General features: G+C 64.8%; 16 protein-coding genes. All 16 read right to left on the bottom strand.

What is annotated here, in order from left to right; genetic code table 11:
- Positions 1-6: 6 nt before the first annotated feature.
- The 16 genes from nuoE to ACZ5IU_RS11440 all read right to left on the bottom strand — a co-directional run bounded on the left by nuoE (position 7) and on the right by ACZ5IU_RS11440 (position 17,089).
- A complete protein-coding gene (gene nuoE / locus ACZ5IU_RS11515; protein ID WP_464417428.1) occupies positions 7-477 on the bottom strand; it encodes an NADH-quinone oxidoreductase subunit NuoE in 471 nt (156 codons plus the stop codon).
- 402 nt (positions 478-879) lie between these two features.
- Complete coding sequence (locus tag ACZ5IU_RS11510) at positions 880-1,806, bottom strand: ketopantoate reductase family protein (protein WP_464417426.1); 927 nt, start codon at positions 1,804-1,806, stop codon at positions 880-882.
- Positions 1,807-1,861: 55 nt separating this feature from the next.
- Positions 1,862-2,527: an ABC transporter ATP-binding protein gene (locus tag ACZ5IU_RS11505; protein ID WP_464417424.1), complete on the bottom strand. Its 666-nt coding sequence runs from the start codon at positions 2,525-2,527 to the stop codon at positions 1,862-1,864.
- A gap of 12 nt (positions 2,528-2,539) precedes the next feature.
- Complete coding sequence (locus tag ACZ5IU_RS11500) at positions 2,540-3,733, bottom strand: ABC transporter permease (RefSeq protein ID WP_464417422.1); 1,194 nt, start codon at positions 3,731-3,733, stop codon at positions 2,540-2,542.
- Positions 3,734-3,743: 10 nt separating this feature from the next.
- On the bottom strand, positions 3,744-4,193 hold the full coding sequence (locus ACZ5IU_RS11495; RefSeq protein WP_464417420.1) for a DUF2318 domain-containing protein: 450 nt from the start codon (positions 4,191-4,193) through the stop codon (positions 3,744-3,746).
- Positions 4,190-4,735: an RrF2 family transcriptional regulator gene (locus ACZ5IU_RS11490; RefSeq protein ID WP_464417418.1), complete on the bottom strand. Its 546-nt coding sequence runs from the start codon at positions 4,733-4,735 to the stop codon at positions 4,190-4,192. The genes ACZ5IU_RS11495 and ACZ5IU_RS11490 overlap by 4 nt, the downstream gene beginning before the upstream one ends.
- A gap of 126 nt (positions 4,736-4,861) precedes the next feature.
- Positions 4,862-6,151, bottom strand: coding sequence for a DVU_1553 family AMP-dependent CoA ligase (locus tag ACZ5IU_RS11485; RefSeq protein ID WP_464417416.1), 1,290 nt, complete (start codon positions 6,149-6,151; stop codon positions 4,862-4,864).
- A gap of 5 nt (positions 6,152-6,156) precedes the next feature.
- Positions 6,157-7,539, bottom strand: coding sequence for a radical SAM (seleno)protein TrsS (trsS, locus tag ACZ5IU_RS11480; RefSeq protein WP_464417414.1), 1,383 nt, complete (start codon positions 7,537-7,539; stop codon positions 6,157-6,159).
- Positions 7,536-7,991 (bottom strand): DVU_1555 family C-GCAxxG-C-C protein, encoded by a 456-nt coding sequence (locus ACZ5IU_RS11475; protein ID WP_464417412.1) that lies wholly within the window; start codon positions 7,989-7,991, stop codon positions 7,536-7,538. The genes trsS and ACZ5IU_RS11475 overlap by 4 nt, the downstream gene beginning before the upstream one ends.
- The gene (gene trsM, locus ACZ5IU_RS11470; RefSeq protein WP_464417410.1) at positions 7,984-8,631 is read right to left on the bottom strand and encodes a DVU_1556 family methyltransferase; all 648 of its coding nucleotides are present in this window, start codon (positions 8,629-8,631) and stop codon (positions 7,984-7,986) included. The genes ACZ5IU_RS11475 and trsM overlap by 8 nt, the downstream gene beginning before the upstream one ends.
- Before the next feature lie 28 nt (positions 8,632-8,659).
- Positions 8,660-8,887, bottom strand: a complete 228-nt coding sequence (locus ACZ5IU_RS11465) for a DVU_1557 family redox protein (protein WP_464417408.1) — start codon at positions 8,885-8,887, stop codon at positions 8,660-8,662.
- Positions 8,871-11,180, bottom strand: a complete 2,310-nt coding sequence (locus tag ACZ5IU_RS11460) for a pyridine nucleotide-disulfide oxidoreductase/dicluster-binding protein (RefSeq protein ID WP_464417406.1) — start codon at positions 11,178-11,180, stop codon at positions 8,871-8,873. Before ACZ5IU_RS11460 ends, ACZ5IU_RS11465 begins: the two co-directional genes overlap by 17 nt.
- Before the next feature lie 166 nt (positions 11,181-11,346).
- Complete coding sequence (locus tag ACZ5IU_RS11455) at positions 11,347-14,091, bottom strand: molybdopterin-dependent aldehyde oxidoreductase (RefSeq protein ID WP_464417404.1); 2,745 nt, start codon at positions 14,089-14,091, stop codon at positions 11,347-11,349.
- Positions 14,092-14,437: 346 nt separating this feature from the next.
- A complete protein-coding gene (locus tag ACZ5IU_RS11450; protein WP_464417402.1) occupies positions 14,438-14,884 on the bottom strand; it encodes a Fur family transcriptional regulator in 447 nt (148 codons plus the stop codon).
- Positions 14,881-15,903: a molybdopterin-binding protein gene (locus ACZ5IU_RS11445; RefSeq protein ID WP_464417400.1), complete on the bottom strand. Its 1,023-nt coding sequence runs from the start codon at positions 15,901-15,903 to the stop codon at positions 14,881-14,883. Before ACZ5IU_RS11445 ends, ACZ5IU_RS11450 begins: the two co-directional genes overlap by 4 nt.
- 91 nt (positions 15,904-15,994) lie before the next feature.
- The gene (locus tag ACZ5IU_RS11440; RefSeq protein WP_464417398.1) at positions 15,995-17,089 is read right to left on the bottom strand and encodes an HD domain-containing phosphohydrolase; all 1,095 of its coding nucleotides are present in this window, start codon (positions 17,087-17,089) and stop codon (positions 15,995-15,997) included.

Raw genomic sequence — 17,089 nt, 5'->3', positions numbered from 1 at the left:
ATCGTCCTACCGGAACGTGTCGAGGATACCCTGGACCTTCCCCGGAACGAGGCGACCGAAGGTCTGGCTATCCACCATCATGACGGGAGCGAGGCCACAGGCTCCCAGACAGGCTACCGGCTCGATCGTGAACCGGAGGTCATCCGTCGTTTCGTTTTCCTGGATGCCCGTGATTTCCTTCACTTTTTCAAGTACAGCGAGACTTCCGCGAACGTGACACGCCGTCCCCCGGCACACCCGGACCACGTGACGACCTCTGGGCTTCAGGTGGAACTGGGCGTAGAACGTGGCAACCCCGTAGATCTCTGATTTCGGAATCTTCAATTCCTTCGAGATCGTCTCCATCGCCTCCGTCGAAATGTACCCCAGTTCCTTCTGGACTTCCTGGAGAATGGGAATGAGTCCTCCCTTTTTCTCCTTCCAGGGGGCTACGATCTTTCTGGTCTTTTCGACCATCTCCTGGGCGCTGAACGACATACTCCCCCTCCTTTGTCCCAACCTCCCGTCGAAAGACGGGCAGTGTGATGTGGCTGTTCGCCCCATGCAACGAATGCGGACACGGACTCCGTCCGGAAAAGCGCTTCCGATTCCCTCCCTCTTACGTAGCACGTATATAATTTTTAGTAACACAAATTTTGAAGCAATATTGTTTATCTCATGTTTTCACGTATTTCGTGAAAAATCAAGTCTGCCGGGGGAAGCGGCATCAAGATTCAGCGTCTTTATCCGCCGTATCGGCGCACCGAGGGATTCTCCTTCCGTTTTTCTGTCGAAAGACACCGGAATGCGCCGCATAAAAGAGGATCCCCCGCCGGGCGCAGGGACCACAGCGGGGGATCCGTATTCCAGGGGCGGACGTATCGGGCGCGCATCCGGGTTTCAGCTTTTCACCCTCCCGCGGAGTTCCGCGAAGACGGCCGCATACCTCGGCGTCGGGACGCCCGCGTCCTTTCCCATTTCGACGATCGAGCCGACGAGTTCCATGAGTTCGGTGCGCTTTCCCCTCTCCGCGTCGAGCTGCATCGATGTCTTCGTCTCGGGAGGAAAACCTTCGAACTTCCCGAGCGACTTCGAGACGACATCGGGCGGCCACGTCACGCCGAGCGCCTTTCCGACGAGCCTGGCCTCCTCCATGAGATCCTTCAGGAGCGCCATTTTCGGAGCGTCCTTCTGGAGTTCCCCGAAGGTTTTCGCCGACAGCGTCGTAACGGCGGCGAGAGGCGACAGGAAGATGAATTTCGACCAGACCTCGGCGCGGATATCCGCCGACAGAGTCGCGGCGATCCCGGCCTCCTTCAGGAGTGCGGCGAGCGGCTCGAAGGGATCCGTCGGCCCCGTTTCGGGACCGAAGACGAGCGTGCGGCTGCCGCCGATCTGCCGGACCACTCCGGGAGATTCGATGAACGACGAAATATAGACGAGGCCGTTGAGAACGACGGATCCGGGGATGATGTTCCGGATGGCGCGCGCGTTGTTGACGCCGTTCGCGAGCGGCAGGACGACCGTCGACGGCGAGATCGCCGGACGGACCTCGCGGATTGCGACGTCGAGATCGTACGTCTTGACGCAGACGAGAAGAAGGTCGCACGGGGTGAGATTCTCGCCCCGGTCCGTCGCGAATGACGGACACGCCGTGAAGGTCCCGTCCACCGCACGCACTTCGAGCCCCTCATTCCGGATGGCGTCGAGATGGGCTCCGCGACAGAAAAACGTCACCCGGTGCGCGCTCCCACCGCCGAAGGCTGCCGCGAGCCTGCCTCCGTAGTATCCGCCGATGCCTCCGAGTCCCGCGATCACGATATCCATGCCGTCTCCTCCTCTGTTCCGATGCGGCCCCGGAGTCCGGGATCCGTTGCTCTCATTATACGACGATCCGTCCGTCCTCCATGGAAACAACGCGGTCCGCGACGGATGCGTATTCTCTGTCGTGCGTCACCATGACGACCGAGAGCCCGTCGTCGGTGAACCCGCGGATGAGTTCCATGATTTCACGTCCGGTCCCCTTGTCGAGGCTCCCGGTCGGTTCGTCGGCGAAGAGGATCTTCGCCGACGTGACGAGCGCCCGCGCGATCGCGACGCGCTGCTGCTCGCCCCCGGAGAGCTGTCCGGGAAGCCGGTGTTCCTTTCCCTTCAGACCGACACGCGAGAGACAGCGCATCGCGTGGTCGGTCCGGTCCCGGCTCACGGGAATCATGGAGTCCATGAACGGAAGCGCGACGTTCTCGATGGCCGTGAGGTACGGCAGGAGATAATGGAACTGGAAGACCATCGCGATCTCGTTCTTCCTGAGCGCATCGAGCTCGCGGGCATCCATCGAGGCCGCATCCCGGCCGTCGTAGCGGATCGTTCCCGAGTCTGGGCGCATCAGCGTCGAGAGGACGTTGAGAAGCGTCGTCTTTCCCGACCCGGAGCGTCCCGCGATGGAGACGAACTCCCCGTCCCGCACGGAGAGCGAGACGTCGCGGAGGGCATGGATCTCACTTCCGTTCGAACGGAATGTCTTGCCGATTCCGAATGCTTCGATCATGTTCCGTCCCTCCTAGATGCTCACGAGAGCTTCCGACGGCTCGATCCTCGACGCCTTCCAGGCGGGAAGGAGCGACGAGGCCGTCGAAACGAGGCCGAAGACGCCGCACGCGATCGCAAGATGCGCCGGTTCGAAGGTCAGCGACGCGTCCTCGAGCATCCTGAGCGCACCGAGGATCTTCTCCGAGGCGACGAATCCGATCGTATAGCCGATGCCTCCTGCGGCGACGCCGAGAAGAAAACCCTCGAAGCAGACGATCTGGAAAACGCGGCCCTTCGAGAAGCCCATCGAGCGCAGCAGGCCGATCTCCCGCTTCCTGTCGTTGACCTGGGACATCATCGAGAGTCCGACCATCGCGCAGGCGATGAAGAGGATGATGAGGCTCACCGCGAGGATGAGGTTCGACACGAAGTCGAGCGAGTACATCCGCTGCTCGACGACGTTCATCATCGCCGTGATCTCGGCGTCGGGAACGGCCGCGCGCATCTGGTCGACGATGTCGCCGATCGGACACCCGGCGCAGATCGCGGCGACTTCGAGGAAGTTCAGCTTCCCCCGGCGTCCGGCGTTCTCCTGGACGAGCGCGAGATTTCCGAAGACGACGCCGTCGTCGTCGCTTCCCGTCGGTTCGAGGACGCCGCTCACGAGCATCTCGCGCCCGAAGAGCCCGACGCGGTCTCCGGGCTTCAGCCCGAGGCGGGCGGCGACCGCGTGTCCCGCGAGAAGTTCCTCCTCGGTCTCAGGGTAGCGGCCTTGCGGCATCCAGTAGTTCTTGATGAGCTTTTCCCTGTCCCAGAGGACGCCGACGACGCCGACGTTCGAGTCCGCTCCCGATGCGGACGCCTTCCCGGGAACGGTCATCGCGGCGACTGTCACGAGCTTCGGCGAGACCGCGCGGACGTTGCCCCGGTTCGGGATCGCGTCGATGCCCGCGAGAACGGCACGTTCGTCGAGAAACCGGACGTCGGTCGTGACGTTTCCGGCGTTCATTCCTCCGTAGCTCAGGCGGATCTGCTCGGTCTTCGGGAAGACGAGGATGTTCGGGCCGAACGCCCAGAGCTTCTGTTCGAGGCTGTGACGCGCCACCCGGGAAAATGAGACGAGCGAAACGATCGACACCACGCCGAGCGTGAAGACCAGGAGCAGCAGAAGCGTCTTCGCTGGTTTCCGCCTGATGTTCCGGAACGGAATCGTGAGGATGTTCATCGCCTGTTCCCTAGAAAAACCGTGCGCCGGCCGCGAGGTCGTCCGCCCTGACGATGACGCTTTCGCCATCGAGTGCCATCGCGAGCGGAGCCGGATTGCAGCCGCCCTTTTCGAAACCGATCCGCGCGACCGGGAAGCGCATGCCGCACTGATTGCAGATCATGAGAGCGTTCTTCCCCTCGGAGTATCCCTTTTTCGCGTGAAAACACACATCGCACGCGTCGAACGCCGCACGGACGTTCCCTTCCATGTCCCTGACAAGAAAGAACGCGATATCCTTTCCGCCGATATCCGCTTTGTAAAAATGAGCCCTGCCTCTTTCGAGATCCGCCGCTGAGACACGAACCGTCCCTTCCGTCACGGCCACGGACGAATACTTTCCCCAGAAGGCCCGCGACGGGGCCGCCGTCATCACCGCGATAATCACCGCACACGAAGCAACGAGACACAACTTTTTCAACACAGCTCTCTCCCATCCTTTCGCGATACCCGTTTTTCCTCCGTCGCCGGACTCCCCGCGTCCGGAACGCCGTCAGTCTCCCCGCCTGCTCCGCCACTTCCGTCCCCGACGCCCGACAGATCCGGAAGGAAATGCGACTCGAGGACGGCGCGGAAGCGTCGCTGCGTTTCGCCGATGAACGGACGGAACAGACATTCCCGAAAGGAACATCCCCTCTTTCCGAGAAGACACGGCCCCCAAGGTCCGGCCGCCCGATCACACGCGCCGGAGGCGCACGACTCCTCGACGGCGTCGTAGACGGAGGCGAGCGATACCTCCCGTCCGGGGCGGGCGAGACGGACGCCTCCCGCGGGGCCGCGTTCCGATCGCACGAGCCCCTTCGACGCGAGCAGCGCGAGAACCTTCGCGAGATGATTCTTCGACGCGCCGATCGCGGCCGCGATATCCGGAATTTTCGCCACACCGTCGCAGGCGGCGAGAAACGCCGTCGCACGGAGCGCGATCGACGCCGCGTCCGAAATCCGAATGATCCCCTTGGTCATCGTTCGTCCCTCCGTTCGGGCTAATTATGTATCACGATGCATGAATAGGCGGAATCGGTATTTTTTCTGGGAGAAGATCGCGGCAATCACGGTTTCTCCTGCGGAACGGGGAAAACTGCCCGGTGATCAGTCGTGTTGACTGGAGGAGGAATCGGTCCGTTCGATCCGGCGTTTCGGCCGCGGCGACAGGTCCGGCTCCGCGATTTCCCTGATCTCGAGCGTCACGCGGACCGACCCGACGGCCGCGGCGCTGCGACGGAGCGGTTCGAGATCCGCGTCCGCGGACGCGGGGAGCGGCAGGGTATCGAGTGCGATCCGGATCCGGTCTTCCGTGGCGAGGATTCGGATGTCGAGGACGAACGGAAGCGTGAAGGCTTCTTCCTCGAGCGTATTTCTCGACTCGAGCGGCGTCGGGAGCGACTCCCGCCCGATTCGCCGGACATCGGTCCACGTTTCGAGGAGCGTTCCGCACGGACATGGGGCGGCAGCGCGCCGTCCCTCGTCGCCCGTCCGGTACCGGACGAGCGGAAACGCCTCCCTGCGCAGCGTCGTCACGACGAGTTCCCCTGCCTCCCCGGGGACGGCAGGGTGCGCACCGCCATGCGGGACCGCCTCGACGAGAAGGTCCGCTTCCCGCATGTGGTACCCCCCGTGTGCGGCGCATTCGAGCCCCCCGCCGTACCCCGTCTCGCGGCTCCCGTAGTGCGCGAAGACTTCGGCCCCGAGGTCCGATTCGACGGCCCGGCGGAGCGATGTCGGGACGGAATCTGCGGACAGGAGAACCCGCGACGCCCGGAATCCGGTCCCGAAGAACCGGCCGAAACGGGCGAACGTCACGAGCTGGATCGGGTCGCCCGCGAGAAGGCGGACGCGTTCCCGTCCGAGACGCGCGGACAGCGCGCGGAAATCTTCTCCTGCAACGGGAAAGATGGCCCGGGCCCCGATGTCTCCGGCGGCCTTTCCGAGAAGTTCCCCGACGCTGTTAGGCGTCTCCGACGGGTAGAGGACGAACACCGCGTCGCCGGGATCGACCAGCGTCGTGAGCCCTGCCGCGAAATAGGCCCGCGTGTCGTCGATGTCGCTTCGCGAGAAGAACACCCGTTTCGGCGGTGCGGTCGTCCCGGAACTCCGGAGCGTGACGACGCGCTCGACCTCGCCGGGGGCCACGCACCGAAACGATTCGGGCTCCCGGGCAAGATCCTCCGGGGTCGTGAACGGGAGGCCGGCGACCGCTTCGAGCGAGGGGAGCGGCAGACGGACATCCGAGAGGCGCCGGGCATAGAACGGGCTCTCGCGGACGACGCGCGCGAGCGTCGCGTTGAGCGCCAGGAGTCTGTGCGCGTCGAGCGCCTCGCGCGACAGCGACGGCAGGCCGAGCCCGCGGGCGATCCGGTCGTCGAGCGTCGCCTTCGGCATCGCCGTCAGCCGGAATGCGGAGCGTAGAGACGCGTTCCGTCGAGGGACGTACAATACCGCGCGCAGAACGGGACGAGACGGTATCCGCCGGACGACGTTCTCCCGCCTCCGGGAGCGGTGTCCCTCGTGACGACGTGAATGCAGCAGCCTCGGAGTCGTTCGAGGTCGAGCGTCTCGCAATCCTGGAACGCCATCGCGGAAACCGTGAAGCGCCCCTTCCGGCAGAGCTCGAGAATTGCGTCGAATCCTCCGGTGTCGCTACCACCGGTCCCCCCTGGAGCGGCTCCCCAGTTTCGCACGACGTAGTCCACCGCCGCGCGGCGTCCCGCCCCCGCGTCGGCGCATCCGCACCCGCCGTCCTCCCGGCGCGGTCTCAGACTGGCGACGTCCCCGATCCCCCGGACGAGGTAGTCTCCATGAAAGGAACACAGCGAGTGTTCGCACCCCGGAGGCGCGAAGTCCGCGACCTTCATGCGCCCTCCCGTCTCGTCCTCGATCAGCCGCAGGACTTCCGGGAGCGTGACGCGTCGCCTGTCGTCCCCAGGGAATCTGCCGAAACGGCTCACGGGTTGGAAGTGAACGCCGCGGACGACCGGAGAGTGCGCGATCGCGAAGTCGAGGATCGCTCCGATGTGTCCCTTCGGGCCGGGAGCGACGTTGACGCCGGGGACGAGCGTCGGAACGAGAACGACGCCGAGTCCCGCGGCAGCGCACGTTTCGATCGCGGCCTTCTTCTCCTTCATCAGCGGACGGCCGCGGAGCGTTTCGTACACGGAGTCATCCGCGGCGTCGAACTGCAGAAACACCGACGACACGCCGGAATCGGCGAGAGAGCGGGCGAAGGACGCGTCCCGAGCGAGGCGACGACCGTTCGTGTTGACCTGGACGAGACCTCCGCACGCCTTCGCGGCCATCGCCGCGATCTCCGGGAGATCGTCGCGCATCGTCGGTTCGCCGCCGGAGAGCTGGACGTTGCATCGCGCGGCCGCCTCCACGACCCGGCACATCGCCTCGATCTCCCCGATCGCCGGGTCGTCCCCCAACGGGCCGGGGGCGTCCGCGAAACAGACCGAGCAGCGAAGATCGCACCGCATCGTGACCTCGAGGATCGCCGTGCAGGTTCCCTGCCGGTGATCCGGGCACAGGCCGCAGTCGAGCGGGCATCCGCGCCGGACGTCCGGTTCACGCGAACCGGCGAAGGACGGAATTTTCTGACCATACCACGATTCCGGGTCCGGGGCACCGCGCCAGACGACGGCGCGGAACTCCCCGTGCTCGGGGCATGTCTTGACGAGAACCATATCCCCCCCGGAACGCTCCCGGAACGCAGGAATCCGCCGCAGACAGACGGGGCAGACGCTCTTCGTCGCTCCGAACGCGGTGGTCATGCTCCCGGTCCGCCCGCCGGACGCGAGGCGTCCTCCGGATCGTATCCGCGAGATTCGAGGATTTCGAGCACCTTCGCGAACGTCTCCTCCATGATCGGCGGGCAGACCGTCTTCTTCACATCCGGATCGTTGTTCGTGAGGTCGCAGCACTGGTCCGATCCGAAACGCTCACGGAACCAATCCCCGAGCTCCGCGGCCATCATGTAGATCATCGGGTCCTCCGATTCCTCTTCCGTTCCCTTTCCGGCGTACAGTCCGAAGAGAGAAAGTCCCGCCGCGAGACACCCGCAGAGCCTGCCGCAGCGGCCAAGTCCTCCCGTGAAGCCGTGCATCGCTCGGACGAGATCGGGGTTCTCCTTCCCGAGCATCCGGAGCCCGAGAAGGACGATGATCTGCGCACAGTGAAACCCCTTCGCCTTCAGCGCCGCGACATCCATCATGAGTTCACTCACCGTCGGACACTCCCTTTCGCCCCACAAGGAGCAGATAGCCCCGCCGCGACCGCCGCCCCGCGCGCGGACAGGCGAACGGCAGGGAAAGATCGCAAAAGATGCACTTCGCCACGAAGCTCTTCAGGTCGTCCGTATGATCTTCCAGGACGATAACCGTGAATCCTGCCCCCTCGAGAAGGGCCACCCAGCCGCCGGGCGTCAGCGCGCCCGCGGCGCACCCTCCGGCGCTCCCGCCGCAGTCCGCGAAATCGTCCCGCGCCCCGGCGTCCCGTTCGGGACGACACAGATCCGCGACGATGACGCGTCCTCCCGGGACGAGAACCCGCGCAGCCTCGGCCGCCGCCCGTTTCCTGTCCGCCGCGAGCGACAGCGCACATTCGAAGAGAACCGCATCGAACGCCTCATTCCCGAACGGAAGGGATTCCGCGCGGCCGTCCTCGACCGGAAGGCCGTCGGCGAGACACAGGGATCGCATGCGCTCGTCCGGTTCGGCGCCGCACGCGTCGACGCCGCGGGACCGCAGGAAACGAAGGGTTCCTCCGGCGCCGCATCCGACATCGAGAAGCCTCGCCCCCGCCCCGACGCCCGCGAGATCGCAGGCCCTTTCCGTCAGGCGCAGGCCTCCGGGACGGAGCGTCATGCCGTGCAGTCTCGCCGCGTCCGCGGGATCACTTGTCCTCAAGCGCCTGCTCGACCTCGGCCATCTTCCCGAGAGCGACCGATTCCGGGAGAAAGAACTGTCCGCACTTCGGACAGCACGGAAGCTCGACGCGGAAGGTCGCCCCCTGGTACGAAAGCGGGGCTTCGCGCATCACGAGCGCTTCGTTGCAGGCGAAGCACGTCCACTCTTCGGAAACGGCGAGTTCCCGCCGGACATCGCTATTGTTTGCGACCATCGTCCTCCTCCTCCCCGACCCGCATCCTGTGGCTGTAGGCGCGCACGACCCGGAACGCGCCCCCCTCGGGCTCGTACTCGCACCAGACGGTCACCGTCCCGACGCGACGGCTCGCGAGAAAGCGCCCCGAGGATCGGTGCAGAAACTTCCGCCCCGTCCGCTCCGCCGTCTCGACGACCGACTCGATATCCTCGCGAAGGATCCATCGGCGATCGATGACCGCCTCGACCTCGCCGGAAAACAGCACGCGAACGGCCGACTCACGCATCGCCACACGCTCCCCCCAGACGGTCCGCAGCAGTTCCGCCCGGAGTGCCCGTCTGCGGTCGCGCCTGTCCGACCAGCTCGGACACGGACGCGGGACGAGTTCTTCGGGGTGACGCGCGAACAGGATGTCGAGAAGATGATACGCCTCCGCGCCGGTTCGCGCGAACAGATCGCGGCACATCGCGCAATAGGTGACGACGCGGGCGCCGTCGGCAGCCCGGCGCGCGAATGCCTCGGCGACGGGGGGATTCGCGAAGGTCACCAGCCCCCCGTATCCACAGCACTCCGCCTGAGACGCGTCGCTCCGCGCAGCTTCCGGAAGTCCCCGGAGCCGAAGGAGTTCCCGGACATCGACGCGCGTCCGCGCGTCGCCGCGGGCCGGACAGGGATCTCTGAGCGTCAGGCCACCCATTCCCGCGAGCGTTCCGGCGGGCGCTTCCGCGACGGGAAGGCCGTATTCGCGCATCACGCTCCAGAGCGACCGGAGCGAGTCTTCGGGCAGGATATTCCGGAGTTCGCGCATACACGAGGGACAGGCGGTCACGAGGACGGGACACCCCATCGCCTCCCATGCCCCGAGCAGCGCGCCGCGCTCCGCGTTCGCGAGATCGTCGCGTCCGGCCCAGCTTCCGATCGCACCGCAGCATCGCAGCAGGATGCCGACACCCGCTCCGTCGGAAGACGGGAGGCACTCTCTGAGGTACGCGTAGGCGCGGAACACGAGCGACGGGTCGGACGCACCGAGCTGACAGCCAGGAAAGAAGAGCCACGCGGAGCGTTCCGTCCCGGGTTCGTTCCTGCAAAGAGAGAACTCCTCCGAACCGCTCGATTCCATGTCGCGCAACGCGAAGTCGTGCGCCGATGTCGGCATCTTCTTCATGGCGACGAGCGCGCGTCTCGCCTCGAGACAGACCGCCCCCATGTCGAGCGCGTTCGGACAGACGTCGGCGCACAGTCCGCAGATGGCGCACGAGTTGATCATGCGGCTCGCGGTCCGGTTTCCCATGACGATGGCGAGGTTGTTGTAGATGGTTCGGATGTGGAGCTTCGGATACGACCCGTAATGGTCAAGAAAGGGGCACCGCTTCACACACTCGAGACATGAACACTGGATGCATCTCCGCGCCTCGGCGGCGGCTTCGTCCCCGTCGTAGCGCTCCCCCTCGGCCGGAGCGATCGCTTCCGCGCGTTCGACGCCGTCGAGCGACGTGAAGAGCCTCGTTTCCGTCGCTGTCTCCCTCTCGCGCGAGGCGGACAGCGACGCGTTCTGGAGGAAACGGTCGATCGAAATCGCCGCCCGCTTCCCCCACGAGAGCCGCGTGACCGGGGAAAGAGCCGCCCGCTCCGGAGGGGCGAAAACGCCGGGAATCGCCGTGAGCAGCGTCAGGACGTCTCCGGCCGCATCCGCGACAAAGCGGGGATCGGCGAGGAACGCCGCGTCCCACTCAGCGTTCGGCGGAAGCTCCGCGCGCGCTCCGGTCCGGACGGTCACCGTCTCCGGAAGCGACGCGACCGCTTCCTCGAGAACATTCGCGGGGAGGATCGCACCGGGGAGTCCGAGAAGCTCTCCCCCCACGCGGTCCTCCGGAACGAGAAGCGTGACCGCATACCCCTTCCGCCCGAGTTCCTTCGCGGCCGTCAGCCCCGCGAGCCCTCCACCGGCGACGAGAATCCGCTGCTTCTTCCGCACCATCGGACGCCTCGACGGAGCCTCGCGTCCGAACTCGACGGCGGCCCTTTCGAGCATCCGTATCCTCACCTGATCGCCTCTCTCGCCCCGAAGGCATGTCGGGCGGCAAGGCTCGTCGCAGATCCGGCAGAGGATTTCGGGAAACGGGACGCTCTTTCGCAGGATCCTGAGCGCTTCGTCCGGGTTTCCACCCGCGAGCGCCGCGCAGAGCCCTCGGACATCCACGCGCGCCGGGCAGGCGGCCTGACATCTGGGCGCTTCCTCCTGGATGCAGCGGGCCTCGAGCTCCTCATGCGCCGTCGAAAGCGGCGGCTGTCGTTCGCCATTCAGTCCCATGCGGGTTCCTCCTGTCGTCATGAACGAGGGGGCCCGTCGCGCCGGCGCGAAAGTCCGCCCCGGCGGAGAGAGCCCCCCGCCTTGTTACGCTATTCGATGTTTCCGTCCTCCCGCTTCATTAGAAGGACGTTTTCAGGGAGCCGCCGGCTCCGACGGGTTACACGCCTCAGCAGCAGCCGCCCTCTTTCGCCTTCAGGGCCTCGAGAACCTTCTCCGGGTACGCCGGGAGCTTCGTCACCCGAGCGCCGCAGGCGTTGTAGATCGCGTTGATGATGGCGGGGTGCGGCGCCGTGAGCGGCAGTTCTCCGCAGCCGGCAGCGCCGAACGGTCCGTCCTCGCGGTCGCTCTCGATATAGTGGAGCTCCATGTTGTCCGGCGCGTCCTTGATGTACGGGATACCGCACGAGGCGAGGGAGGTCTGCTTCCGGATGTCCTCGAAGTCCTCCGAAAGGGCGAGCCCGAGCCCCTGAATGAGTCCTCCGTAGAGCTGTCCGTCGACGACGTCGCGGTTGACGACCCTGCCGACGTCGGCGATGAGCGTGAGCTTCTCGACGGTCGTCTTTCCGGTGACAAGTTCGACGGCGACCTCCGCCATGAACAGTCCGTACATGTAGACCGGGAACGGGGCGCCCTGCCCCTTGTCGTCGCAGGCCTTGCACATCGTCGCGCCCCAGGTTCCCTCGTACTTCAGCGGGAGCTTTTCCGCAACCATCTCGTCGTAGGTCCGGTAGGTTCCGTCGGGCTTCTTCATGGCCGCGACCAGCATGCCGCACGCGACGCGGACCGCGTTGCCCGTCATGACCTGCGAACGGCTTCCGCCAGCGGGGCCGCTGTTCGGCGTCAGCGCGGTGTCGTTCATCACGGTGTGGATCTGGCAGGGCTTGAGGTTCAGCGGCGCGAGCGCCTTCGACGCCGTGCCGACCGTCCCTGCGTCGGCGCCCTGTCCGTGGTCTTCCCACGCGTTGTAGATCGTCACTCCGTCGCGCGTCAGCTCGGCGCACGCAGCGGACGAGTCGGGACCGTCGAGGCCGCATCCGTAGACGCCGAGCGCAAGGCCGACGCCCCGCTTCACGGTCTCCGTCGAAGTGTTCTTCGCACGCTGGACGGCTTCCGCGTACTTCGGCCGGATCATGTCGACCATCTTCGGGAAGGGGTAGACTTCGGGCGCCTGCCCGGTCGGGAAGGTATCGCCGGGGCGCAGGACGTTCACTTCGCGGACATCGAGCGGATCCATGCCGAGCTTCTCGGCGAGTTCGTCGACGAGGACTTCCGTCGCGATGAAGGACTGCGGCGAGCCGTAGGCGCGGAAGGCCGAGCCCCACGCGTGGTTCGTGCAGACGGTGTACCCCGCGCCCCGGACGTTTGCGATGCCGTAGGGCGAGCCCATGAACTGGGTTCCGCGGAGCGTGAGCAGGTCGCCGAACTCGGAATACGGACCGTGGTCCACGTAGAAGGTCTGCTCCATCGCGTTGATCTTTCCGGTCTTGTCGGCGCCGTACTTCATCTTGACGAAGAACGGGGAGCGTTTTCCCGTGTAGGTGATGTGCTGCTTCATGTCGTAGCGCAGGAAGACGGGGCGTTCCGTGGCCATCGCCGCGACGCCGACGAGCGCCTCCATCGTCGGGCTGAACTTGTAGCCGAACGTTCCGCCCGCGTTGTTCTGGACGAGGCGCAGCTTCTCCGGCGCGATTCCGAGGCCGGGGGCGATCATCGCGTGGTGCAGGTGGATGCCGATGCTCTTGGAGTGAATCGTGAGGCGCTCCTCGTCATCGAAGAACGCGAATCCCACGTCGGTCTCGATCGTGAGGTGCGGCTGGCGCTGGAGGTAGAAGTCGTCCTCGACCGTCACGTCGGCCGACTGCATGATCGGCTTCGTATCGGCGCCCTTGACGACCTTCTGCTCGAAATAGACGTTCGGCGTGCCGGGATGGATCTCGATCGCGTCGTCGGCCATCGCGTCCATCGCGTTCAGGTAGGCCGGAAGCACTTCGAGGTCGACCTTGACCTTCGCGGCGGCGGCCTTCGCGTGTTCGTAGGTGTCGGCGCAGACGATGGCGATCGCGTCTCCGTACTGGAAGACCTTCGTGTCGCAGAGGATCGGCCGGTCCCAGCCGTCGCCCTTGTTCGTCGGGAAGGTGATCAGTCCGGTGATCCGGTTCTTTCCCTTGACGTCCTTCGCCGTGACGATCTTCGCCACGCCGGGCATGGCCTCGGCTTCGGACGCGTCGACGCCCTTTATGTTCGCGTGCGAGACCTCCGCCTGGACGAGCGCGCAGAAGAGCGTCTCTTCCGGAAGCTTGAGCCCGAGGTCGTCGCCGAAGTCCCACGTTCCGGTGACCTTGTAGACCGCGCTCGGCCGCGGATAGCGGGAGCCGAAGAGCGATCCGTCCGGATTGAGCTTCCCGGAGAAATCCGTCATCTTCTTCTCGCCGCGGAGCACCGCGGCGGCGTCCATGACCGCGTCCGTGATCTGCTTGTAGCCCGTGCAGCGGCAGAGGTTCTTTGTTTTCATGAACCAGTCGCGGATATCCTCGCGGGTCGGATTTTTGTTCACGTCGAGGAGCGCCTTCGCGGCGACGATGAATCCGGGGGTGCAGAAGCCGCATTGGACCGCGCCGTTCTCGATGAACGCCCACTGGATCGCGTGAAGCGTGTCGGGAGTTCCGATGCCTTCGATCGTGAGGATATGGGCGTGGTCGGGGACGAGCTTCATCCTAGTCACGCAGGACCGGACGACCTTGCCGTTGACGATGACGTTGCAGGCGCCGCACTGGCCCTGGCCGCAGCCGATCTTCGTCCCGGTGAGGCCGAGCTGTTTCCGGATCACGTCGGCCAGCAGGGCGTCGGGATTGGAGATCACCGTTCGGGGAACACCGTTGATTACAAGGGTCTTCTTCGAATAGAGCTGCATCCCGTAATTTCCTCCTTTTCCTGTTCCTCGCTGTTCCGAGGGGATACCACGTCCATACCGCCCGGTCGCGTCGGGAGATACGGGCCGTCGAAAGCGGTCCGGACTTTCCGTCGCCTGCACGCGCCCTCCTTTCCGCGATTCGGAACGAACCGGACGACATTCATCCGACTGATGCGCGGGACGCAAACGTCCGCGCATGGACAATTTCCTCTGTAATGTACTGAATGGTCAGTGAATTTGTCAATGGGGGGAGTGATGAAAAAACACAACAAACACAGTACGGGGAAATGCAACCCGATTGCATTTTAAACTTAAATAATTTTTTTCTTTTATTTCCTTCGAGTCATTACTCTTCCGTTGCGTTCCGCCCTTTCCCGCCGCATTCGGGGCACGTTCCGTACACGATGAGCTGCTTCCCTTCCACGACAGAGCCATCCCTGACATCGACGCGCGGCATTCGCTGTTCCCGGAGGCATTCCATTCTGCCGCACTTCAGGCACAGGAAGTGCGGATGGTTCCCGGCACAGCGCCCCTTCTCCCCCGCGCGGGCGCAAAAGCGCCATTCCCCGTCGGCGCCGATGACCCTGTGCGCGACTCCGGCCCGAACGAGCGTCTCGAGCGTACGGTAGAGCGTCACCTTGTTGACCCGCCCGAGTTCCGGACTTTTCGCGAGGTCCCGCTGCGAGAGGGGACTTTCCGCGTCGAGAAGCGCCCTCAGCGTCGCCTCCCTCACGGGAGTCGTCCTGACGTCCGCCGCCTTCAGAAGATCCGAAGCGTCCTTTCCGGCGCTCACGGACGAGCTCCCCACGCGCACGAGGGGTACCCGCAGACGGAACAGCGGCGGCAGAGTCCGCCGACGCCCCACTTGCGCACCTCGGCAAGCGTCGGTTCGCGTCTCGCGAAGAGACGCGTGAGCAGCGGGTCGAACGACGTCCATGCGTCGTGGACGACGCATGCGGGAGCTCCGATGATCGGGACGATCCCCGCATAGGCGAGCATCAGGTTCGACCCCGGGAGCGACGGAACGCCCCGGAAAATGATTCGGTCGGCCACTCGTCGGATCGCTTCGGGAGTGAGGTCGTCGGCGTCGACGCTCATGCCGCCCGTGCAGACCACCATCCCGGCGCCCAAGTCGAGAAGCTGCCGGATGCGGTCCTCGATTTCGGCCGGATCGTCTCCCGCAGTGAGGTGACCGAGCAGCGTTCCGCCGAAAGTCGAGAGTTTCTCCGCCAGTTTCGGCGCAAAGGCATCCCGGACGCGGCCTTCGGCGATTTCGCGCCCTGTCGTCACGAGGCCGACGCGCAAGGGCGCAAAGGGAAGCACGGAGACGGGGCGTGCGATCGCGATCGCACGGTCGACATCCGTCTTTCCGACCGTGAGCGGAAGGATCCTGAACGCGGCGACATTCTCGCCCTTCTTCACCGGAACGAACGGCGGAAGCGTCGCGAGGATCCACATGACGTCCTCGTTGATCGCATCGACCATCGCCGGATTGAAGAAGAGCATTCCGTCCCGCGTCGCGTTCAGCCGGCACTTTCCCTCTTCCGGGCCATCCATCGAGAGACCGTCGCCCGAGAGCACGCGCCCGAGAGCACGCGCCGCGTCGTCCTCGTGAACGTCGTCGTCGTCGAGCTCCATGATCGAGAGATGCTCCCTCCCCATCGAGAGAAGCGCGGGAATATCATCGTCGGAAACGACATGGCCGCGCCTGAATCGCGCCCCCTTATATCCTGACGCGACATCGATCTGTGTGAGGTCATGGGACAGCGACAGGCCGATCGCCTCCCGTACGGGAATGTTTCTGACACGCATTCGCACCCCTCCTCGCATGGGATGGAATAATCGCAACCGGGTTACATTTTTGAATTATAACAGATCGTCGGAGGTATGGAAATATCGGGAATCAGGCGACGGAGTCCGCTCGGTATGCCGCTTCGAACGCGGCTTGCACTGAGAGGAATATACGGACGAGATCGGGGTCGAACTGGCTGCCCGAAGCATCGGAGATGATCCTCACCGACTCCCGGTGCGCCATTGGAGGCTTGTAGCAGCGTTCGGAGCGAAGCGCGTCGTACACGTCGGCGATCGCCATGATCCTGGCCGCGAGAGGGATTCCGGTACCCCCGAGTCTGTCGGGATAACCCGATCCGTCCCACCGTTCGTGGTGCGACCGCGCGATGTCGATGCCCATGGAGAGAAAAGGGTTCCCCGGATACCGGACACGAACTGACTCGAGCGTATCCGCGCCGATCACGGTGTGCCGTTTCATGATCTCGAATTCTTCGGGCACCAGACGTCCCGGCTTGCGGAGAATCGCGTCCTCGATGCCCACCTTGCCGATGTCGTGGAGGACGCAGGCGTCCGATATGCACTGGACGAAAAGTTCGTGCGCGTGCAGGTCCATGTCCCGAACGACGTCGTGGACGCGCTCCGCCAGAATCCTGCAGTACCCCCTGACGCGCTCGAGATGGCATCCGGTCTCGTCGTCGCGGGATTCCGCAAGCTTCGCGAGCGCGAGGATCGTGGCAAGCTGCGAATCCGCGATTTCCCTGACCTGGTCGCGGACGCGCTCCTCGAGCGCCCGGTTCGTCCGCTCGAGTTCGCGCCGCAGTCTGTGAATTTCGAGGTGCGTCGTGACTCGCGCCTGCACCTCCGCGAGGTCGAAGGGTTTCGTGATGTAATCGACGCCGCCGGCTCCAAATGCCTTGACCTTGTCGAGCGGCTCCGCCAGCGCGCTCACGAAGATGACCGGGATGTCGCGGAGCGCGGCATCCTCTTTGAGAAGGGTACAGATCCTGTAGCCGTCCATATCGGGGAGATTGATGTCCAGAAGCACGAGATCCGGAGGCGAGTTGCGCGCCGCGCGCAGGAACATATCCCCTCTCGGAAACGCGAAAACCGAATACCCGAGCGAACGGAGAATCGTGTCGAGAACCTTCAGGTTCATCGGCACGTCGTCAACGATCATGATCTTCGTCGTCGCGTCCCCGCATCGCAT

The organism is Lactivibrio alcoholicus (assembly GCF_055390895.1).
The sequence above is the reverse complement of the archived record's forward strand: the minus strand, read 5'-3'. Positions and strand labels throughout refer to the sequence as shown.

Excerpts from the sequence above, each read along its gene's own strand:
- nuoE (WP_464417428.1), bottom strand. The coding sequence starts at position 477 with ATGTCGTTCAGCGCCCAGGAGATGGTCGAAAAGACCAGAAAGATCGTA.
- ACZ5IU_RS11510 (WP_464417426.1), bottom strand. The coding sequence starts at position 1,806 with ATGGATATCGTGATCGCGGGACTCGGAGGCATCGGCGGATACTACGGA.
- ACZ5IU_RS11505 (WP_464417424.1), bottom strand. The coding sequence starts at position 2,527 with ATGATCGAAGCATTCGGAATCGGCAAGACATTCCGTTCGAACGGAAGT.
- ACZ5IU_RS11500 (WP_464417422.1), bottom strand. The coding sequence starts at position 3,733 with ATGAACATCCTCACGATTCCGTTCCGGAACATCAGGCGGAAACCAGCG.
- ACZ5IU_RS11490 (WP_464417418.1), bottom strand. The coding sequence starts at position 4,735 with ATGACCAAGGGGATCATTCGGATTTCGGACGCGGCGTCGATCGCGCTC.
- ACZ5IU_RS11485 (WP_464417416.1), bottom strand. The coding sequence starts at position 6,151 with ATGCCGAAGGCGACGCTCGACGACCGGATCGCCCGCGGGCTCGGCCTG.
- trsS (WP_464417414.1), bottom strand. The coding sequence starts at position 7,539 with ATGACCACCGCGTTCGGAGCGACGAAGAGCGTCTGCCCCGTCTGTCTG.
- trsM (WP_464417410.1), bottom strand. The coding sequence starts at position 8,631 with ATGACGCTCCGTCCCGGAGGCCTGCGCCTGACGGAAAGGGCCTGCGAT.
- ACZ5IU_RS11465 (WP_464417408.1), bottom strand. The coding sequence starts at position 8,887 with ATGGTCGCAAACAATAGCGATGTCCGGCGGGAACTCGCCGTTTCCGAA.
- ACZ5IU_RS11460 (WP_464417406.1), bottom strand. The coding sequence starts at position 11,180 with ATGGGACTGAATGGCGAACGACAGCCGCCGCTTTCGACGGCGCATGAG.
- ACZ5IU_RS11455 (WP_464417404.1), bottom strand. The coding sequence starts at position 14,091 with ATGCAGCTCTATTCGAAGAAGACCCTTGTAATCAACGGTGTTCCCCGA.
- ACZ5IU_RS11445 (WP_464417400.1), bottom strand. The coding sequence starts at position 15,903 with ATGCGTGTCAGAAACATTCCCGTACGGGAGGCGATCGGCCTGTCGCTG.
- ACZ5IU_RS11440 (WP_464417398.1), bottom strand. The coding sequence starts at position 17,089 with ATGCGATGCGGGGACGCGACGACGAAGATCATGATCGTTGACGACGTG.